This window comes from Isoptericola sp. NPDC057391, assembly GCF_042668085.1.
In the GTDB taxonomy this organism is placed as follows: domain Bacteria; phylum Actinomycetota; class Actinomycetes; order Actinomycetales; family Cellulomonadaceae; genus Isoptericola.
In genome coordinates this window covers 1-5,423 of sequence record NZ_JBHVBO010000233.1, presented here as the reverse complement: position 1 = coordinate 5,423, position 5,423 = coordinate 1, and the positions used below count along the sequence as shown (strand labels likewise).

Here is a 5,423-nt window from a genome sequence, read left to right as displayed (position 1 = left end):
GTGACGGCGCGCGTCGACGGCGTCCTGCTCGACGTCGACGACACGCTCGTCGACACCAAGGGCGGGTTCGCCAAGGCCCTGACCGCGGTCGCCGTCGAGTACCTGCCGCACGTGCCGGCGGACCGCTACCCCGAGCTGCTGGCGCACTGGCGCACCGACCCGGGCGGCTACTACAAGCGCTTCACGCGCGGCGAGACGGACGCCCTCACGCAGCGCCGGCTGCGCGCCGACCTGCTGCACCGCACCTTCGGGGGCGAGCCCGTCACGGAAGCCACGTTCGCCGACTGGGACGCGCTGTTCTGGAGCACGTTCGAGCGGTCCTGGGCGGCGTTCGACGACGCCGCGGCCGCCCTCGACGCGCTGCGCGCCGCCGGCGTCCGGATCGGCGTCGTGACGAACGCGTACACCGAGCTGCAGGAGCGCAAGCTGCGCGCCGCCGGCCTCGAGGGCGTCCCCGTGCTCGTGGGCGTGGACACGCTCGGCTACGGCAAGCCGCACCCCGACGTCTTCGTGGAGGGCGCGCGCCGCCTGGGCACCGACGTCGCGCGCACCGCGTACGTGGGCGACGAGCCCACCAGCGACGCGTGCGCGGCCCGCGACGCCGGCCTGGTCGGCGTCTGGCTGGACCGTCCCGGCGCGCGCCGCGACGACGAGCACCACGTGGACGCCGACGCCCTGCGCGCCGACGGCATCGTCGTGCTTCCCGGCCTCGCCAGGCTGCCGGCTGCCCTCGGCCTCTGAGGCTCTGACGGGTCGCTCAGGGGGCGAGGAGGAGGACGGCGGCCAGCGCGATCCCCGTGACGACCACGGTGCCCAGGGCGCCGAGCACGAGCGGGCGGCGGGCGGTGCGCGCCAGGCGCGGGACGTCGACGCCGGTACCGAGGGCGAACATCGCGGCCACGAACAGGATCGTCGTGAGCTGCTGCGCGGTGTCGGTGACGACGTCGGGCAGCAGGCCCGTGCTGCGGACCAGCACCGCCGCGAGGAAGCCCAGCACGAACCCGGGGACGAGGGGCGCGCGGCGGCCGCGCGCCGTCGTGGGCGCGTCGTCCGGCGCGTCGGTCGGGGGCTCCGCGGTGAGGGCCGCGCGCCGCGCGAGCAGCGCGCCGGCACCCGCGACCAGGGGCGCGAGCAGCACCACCCGCGCGAGCTTGGTGACGGTGGCGGCGGCCAGCGCGGCGGCGGAGACGGTGCCCGCGGCGGCGACCACCTGGGCGACCTCCTGCACGCTCGCGCCGATCCACAGCCCCGCCTGGTGGTCGGTGAGCCCCAGGGCGCCCGCCAGCGGCGGCAGCACGAAGATCGCGACCGTCCCGTAGACGGTCACGAGCGCGAGCGCGGCGGCCACGTCGTCGCGCAGCCGGGTGGGCGCCACCGCCCCCGTGCGCGGGTCGCGCTCGAGCACGCTCGTCATCGCGGAGACGGCCGCGGCACCGCAGATCGAGAAGCCGGTGGCGACCAGCAGGGAGGTCTCGCGCGGCACCCGCAGCAGCCGCCCGAGGCCCAGGACCGCCGCGAACGTGCCCGCCACGGTGACCACCACGACGGCGATCCCGCGCCAGCCGAGCGCGAGCACGTCGGGCACGGACAGCTGCAGCCCGAGCAGCACCACCCCGGCCCGCAGCACCGTGCGCGCCGTCCAGTCGGTGCCGGGCCCGACCCGCCCCGCGAACCGCGTGGCACGACCGCCGCGCGGCACGAACCGGCCCAGCACGGAGCCGAGCACCGCGCCGGCCACGAGGGCCAGGACCAGGGGCGACAGCGCGCCGTTCGTCCAGGGGGCCACGAGCCGGCTGACGCCGAGCAGGACGACGGTCGCGACGGCGGCGAGCGCGAGGCCGGGGCCGAGGCGGGACGGGCCGCGAAGAGCCGGGCGCGTCGGGGGCTGAGCGGTGGGCACGTGACCAGGCTCGCGAACCGCCCCGAGGCCCGGAAGCGCCAGGTGCTGATCGATCCATAGACTGACGCTATGGCAGAACGTCCCCCGCTGGCCGCGCTCGAGCTGCTGGTCGCGCTCGACGCCCACGGTTCGATCAGCGCGGCCGCGCGGGCCGCAGGGGTGTCCCAGCCCACGGCGTCCGCCGGCCTGCACCGGCTGGAGCGACGGCTGGGCCTCGAGCTGCTGTCCCGTGGGCCGCGCGGCACCGCCCTCACCGTCGTCGGGCGTCAGGTGGCGCAGGCGGCGCGCGACGTCGTGGACGCCACCGACCGCTTCGAGGCGGCGGCCGCCGCCCTCCGCTCCGCGCCGGTCCCCAGGCTGCGCGTGGCGGCGAGCCTCACGATCGCCGAGTACCTGGCCCCGCGCTGGCTCGCCGCGTTCGCGCGCGGGGAGCGGGAGCGGTCCGGCGCGGCCCCCGACGTCGAGCTCGTGGTGCGCAACTCCCGCGAGGTCATGGAGCTGGTGCTGGACGGCACGGCCGAGCTCGGGTTCGTGGAGAGCCCGACGGTGCGCCGCGGGCTGCGCTCGCGCACCGTGGCCCACGACGAGCTCGTGGCCGTCGTCGCCCCCGCGCACCCGTGGGCACGACGACGGTCCGTCAGCCCCGCGGGCCTCGCCGCCGGGCACCTCGTGCTGCGCGAGGCCGGCTCGGGCACCCGCGACGTGCTGGAGGAGGCGCTCGGGCAGGCAGGGGTGCGCCTGCCGTCCCATGTCACCGCCCTGGGCTCCACGGCGGCCGTGAAGTCCGCCGTGCGGCACGGGGACGGCGTGACGGTGCTGTCCGCGCTCACCGTGGCGGACGACGTGGCGGCGGGCCACCTGGTGACCGTCCCGATCGCCCAGCTCGACCTCTCCCGGCGGCTGCGGGTCGTGTGGCGCGACGGCGCGTCGCTGTCCGCGCCCGCCCGGCGGCTCGCGGCCGTCGCCGGCGCGCGCTGACCGCGCTCAGCGGCGCCGGGCGCGGTAGGCCGACGTGACGTACGGCAGCTCGATCTCGGCGCGTCCGGCGAGGGCGGGGTGCGTGGCCTCCAGGGCGTCGACCTCGTCCAGGAGCGCCGTGCGCTCGGCGTCGGGCAGCGAGAGGAGGTAGCTGCGCGTCCCGGCGAGCACGCGCAGCGCGCCGGCCGGCAGGCGGTCGACCCAGCGGAAGGTGCTCGCCTCGACGTCCGTGAACCGGTCGCCGAGCCCGCTCAGGGGGGCGTGGCCGGCCTGGGGCTCGAGGCGGTCGCCACGGTGCAGGATCTCGCGGAACCGCGCCACCCAGTCGACGTCGTCGTCGCGGTCGTTCCAGATGACGCCGAGCGTGCCGCCCGGCCGCAGGACGCGGGCGACCTCCGTCGCGGCGGCGTCGGCGTCGAACCAGTGCCACGCCTGCCCCACCAGGACGGCGTCGACCGACGCGTCGGCGAGCGGGATGGACTCGGCAGTGCCGCGGTGGGTGGCGATGCCGGGCAGCCGCGCCGCGAGCTCGCCGAGCATCGCGGCCGAGGGGTCGACGGCGACGACGTCCGTGCCCGTGGGGAGGAGGTCGACGACGACCTCGGTGAGCTTGCCCGTCCCGGCGGCGAGGTCGAGGGTCCGCCGGGCCTCGCCGGGCAGCAGCCACTCGACGGCCTCGCGCGGGTACGTCGGCCTGACCTGGGCGTACAGGTCGGCATCCCGGTCGAACGAGGCCGCGCGGTCGGCATGGTCGTGCGGGTCGTGCCCTGCCGGGGTGGACGCCGAGGGGCGCGAGGGGGGAGTCGAGGAGGCCATGCGGCGAGCCTGCCACGAGCGGCGGCCGAGCGTGACGCACGGCACCTCGTCGGCGTTTTGGCCGACGGCCACCCGTCCGGTAATGTTTTCCGACGTTGGGCCTGACGAGGGCGCTCCGACGGTGTCGGATTTGCCCGGTAGGCCTGATCCATTGGGGTATGGTGTAATTGGCAGCACGAGTGGTTCTGGTCCACTTAGTCTAGGTTCGAGTCCTGGTACCCCAGCGCAACGCTCTTCTTCCGCCACGGCGGTGTGTAGAGTGTGCTCGGCACGGCGGTCCTTCGGGGCCGACGAGTCATAGGCCCCCATCGTCTAGCGGCCTAGGACGCCGCCCTCTCACGGCGGTAACGCGGGTTCAAATCCCGCTGGGGGTACGCAGGTCGTCCGTCTCGACGGACGGTCGCACGGCCCGGGCCTCACCGCTCGGACCAGCTCCAGGCCCCCATCGTCTAGCGGCCTAGGACGCCGCCCTCTCACGGCGGTAACGCGGGTTCAAATCCCGCTGGGGGTACACAGCAGACAGTTATGCAGGCAAGGCCCGGTCCACGCGGACCGGGCCTTCGTCGTTCCTCGGGCCCGGCCCAGGGGCGCGGGCTCAGAGGAACGGGTCGGGAACGATCGCGCCGTCGCTGCGCCGGCTGTCGCTGCGAGGGTGGTCGTAGGTCGCCCCCGTCGGCTTCCAGCTGACCGGGTGCGCCCCGTCGCTGGGCCGCGCCTCGGGCGGGCGGGGCGCCGGGTTCGGCGGCTGGACGGCGATCGGCTGCGTGGTGGGGCGCGGGCCCTCCGACGTCTCGCGACCGGGCACGACCGTCGGCGCGCCGGGGCCGCCCGGTGCGCCGTCGGCCGGCCAACCGGGTCCGCCGCCGAGGTCGTCGTCGTCGTCCAGGCGCGGGCCGCCGGGCGTGAAGAGCGTGTCGCACAGGGTGCGGTAGGTGGAGTCCGGGCGCGGCACGTACTTGATGGTGCGCAGGGCCTGGTCCTGGCCGGCGGACTCCATGTCGAAGCGGCCGTAGCCGAGCACCTGGCCCGTGGGGCTGCGCGAGTACCCCATGTCGGTGACCTTCTTCATCGGCATCATCGCGACCTTGTGCACGACGAGCCCGTACAGCAGCAGCAGCCGCTTGTCGGTCGCGACGAACCACTCGTAGCGCCACTCCAGCCACTTCCAGGCGAGGCGCCCGGCCACGACGAACCACGCGACCCACAGCCACTGCACGGTGCCGCGCACGTCGACCGGGGTCGACATGACGAGGGTGCCGATCAGCAGGAACGCCGCGGCCGTCGTCGCGATCGGCTCGAGGAGCAGCGCCCAGTGGTGCCGGGTCGCGACGATCACCCGTTCGTTCGGCAGCACGTACCGGCGCAGGTGCGCGTGCGCGCGCACGGCGTCGCGCTGGCGCCTCTCGTCGGTGTTCATGCCGTGGCCGGGGTGCGCGCCGTCAGTCGGTCAGGTTCGCGAAGAACTGCCCGAAGCTGGAGAACGCGTTGGTGATGAAGTCCCAGATCGCCGTGACGATGTTCGCCGCACGGTCAGGGCTGCTCACGATCGCGTAGATCAGGAAGATCACGACGATCCAGATCAGCAGGGTCTTGGCCTTCGCGGGCATCAGGTCCTCACGCCTCTCGGGTCGCAGGGCAGGGCTGCCCCGTCAGCCAGGAGCGTACTGACCTGGGCGGGGGCCCGATCTCGTGCCGGACCTGGAGCAGCTCGGCGAACCGGCTGCACGGT

Annotated in this window: 6 protein-coding genes and 3 tRNA genes; 5 read left to right on the top strand and 4 right to left on the bottom strand. The window is 75.3% G+C overall.

The window, feature by feature from the left end:
• The gene (locus tag ACFUVW_RS19180; protein WP_430572894.1) at positions 1-741 is read left to right on the top strand and encodes an HAD family hydrolase; all 741 of its coding nucleotides are present in this window, start codon (positions 1-3) and stop codon (positions 739-741) included.
• A 16-nt stretch (positions 742-757) separates the two neighbouring features.
• Here the strand turns inward: ACFUVW_RS19180 and ACFUVW_RS19175 are convergent, their stop codons facing one another.
• Positions 758-1,900, bottom strand: a complete 1,143-nt coding sequence (locus ACFUVW_RS19175) for a YeiH family protein (protein ID WP_430572893.1) — start codon at positions 1,898-1,900, stop codon at positions 758-760.
• A gap of 69 nt (positions 1,901-1,969) precedes the next feature.
• On the opposite strand from ACFUVW_RS19175, the gene ACFUVW_RS19170 reads away from it, so the two are divergent.
• Complete coding sequence (locus tag ACFUVW_RS19170; protein ID WP_430572892.1) at positions 1,970-2,878, top strand: LysR substrate-binding domain-containing protein; 909 nt, start codon at positions 1,970-1,972, stop codon at positions 2,876-2,878.
• A 6-nt stretch (positions 2,879-2,884) separates the two neighbouring features.
• Here ACFUVW_RS19170 and ACFUVW_RS19165 read toward each other — a convergent pair whose 3' ends face one another.
• Complete coding sequence (locus ACFUVW_RS19165) at positions 2,885-3,694, bottom strand: class I SAM-dependent methyltransferase (protein ID WP_430572891.1); 810 nt, start codon at positions 3,692-3,694, stop codon at positions 2,885-2,887.
• Between the two features lie 152 nt (positions 3,695-3,846).
• Here ACFUVW_RS19165 and ACFUVW_RS19160 point away from each other — a divergent pair.
• The 3 genes from ACFUVW_RS19160 to ACFUVW_RS19150 all read left to right on the top strand — a co-directional run bounded on the left by ACFUVW_RS19160 (position 3,847) and on the right by ACFUVW_RS19150 (position 4,205).
• A tRNA-Gln gene (locus ACFUVW_RS19160) sits at positions 3,847-3,918 on the top strand.
• A gap of 77 nt (positions 3,919-3,995) precedes the next feature.
• Positions 3,996-4,068, top strand: a tRNA-Glu gene (locus ACFUVW_RS19155).
• Positions 4,069-4,132: 64 nt separating this feature from the next.
• Positions 4,133-4,205, top strand: a tRNA-Glu gene (locus ACFUVW_RS19150).
• Positions 4,206-4,289: 84 nt separating this feature from the next.
• Here the strand turns inward: ACFUVW_RS19150 and ACFUVW_RS19145 are convergent.
• Both ACFUVW_RS19145 and ACFUVW_RS19140 read right to left on the bottom strand, forming a co-directional pair.
• Positions 4,290-5,111: a PH domain-containing protein gene (locus ACFUVW_RS19145; RefSeq protein ID WP_430572890.1), complete on the bottom strand. Its 822-nt coding sequence runs from the start codon at positions 5,109-5,111 to the stop codon at positions 4,290-4,292.
• Positions 5,112-5,133: 22 nt separating this feature from the next.
• The gene (locus ACFUVW_RS19140; RefSeq protein WP_176168850.1) at positions 5,134-5,301 is read right to left on the bottom strand and encodes a hypothetical protein; all 168 of its coding nucleotides are present in this window, start codon (positions 5,299-5,301) and stop codon (positions 5,134-5,136) included.
• Between the last annotated feature and the right edge of the window lie 122 nt (positions 5,302-5,423).

Coding starts and splice junctions, on each gene's coding strand:
- ACFUVW_RS19170 (WP_430572892.1), top strand. CDS start 1,970: ATGGCAGAACGTCCCCCGCTGGCCGCGCTCGAGCTGCTGGTCGCGCTC.
- ACFUVW_RS19165 (WP_430572891.1), bottom strand. CDS start 3,694: ATGGCCTCCTCGACTCCCCCCTCGCGCCCCTCGGCGTCCACCCCGGCA.
- ACFUVW_RS19145 (WP_430572890.1), bottom strand. CDS start 5,111: ATGAACACCGACGAGAGGCGCCAGCGCGACGCCGTGCGCGCGCACGCG.
- ACFUVW_RS19140 (WP_176168850.1), bottom strand. CDS start 5,301: ATGCCCGCGAAGGCCAAGACCCTGCTGATCTGGATCGTCGTGATCTTC.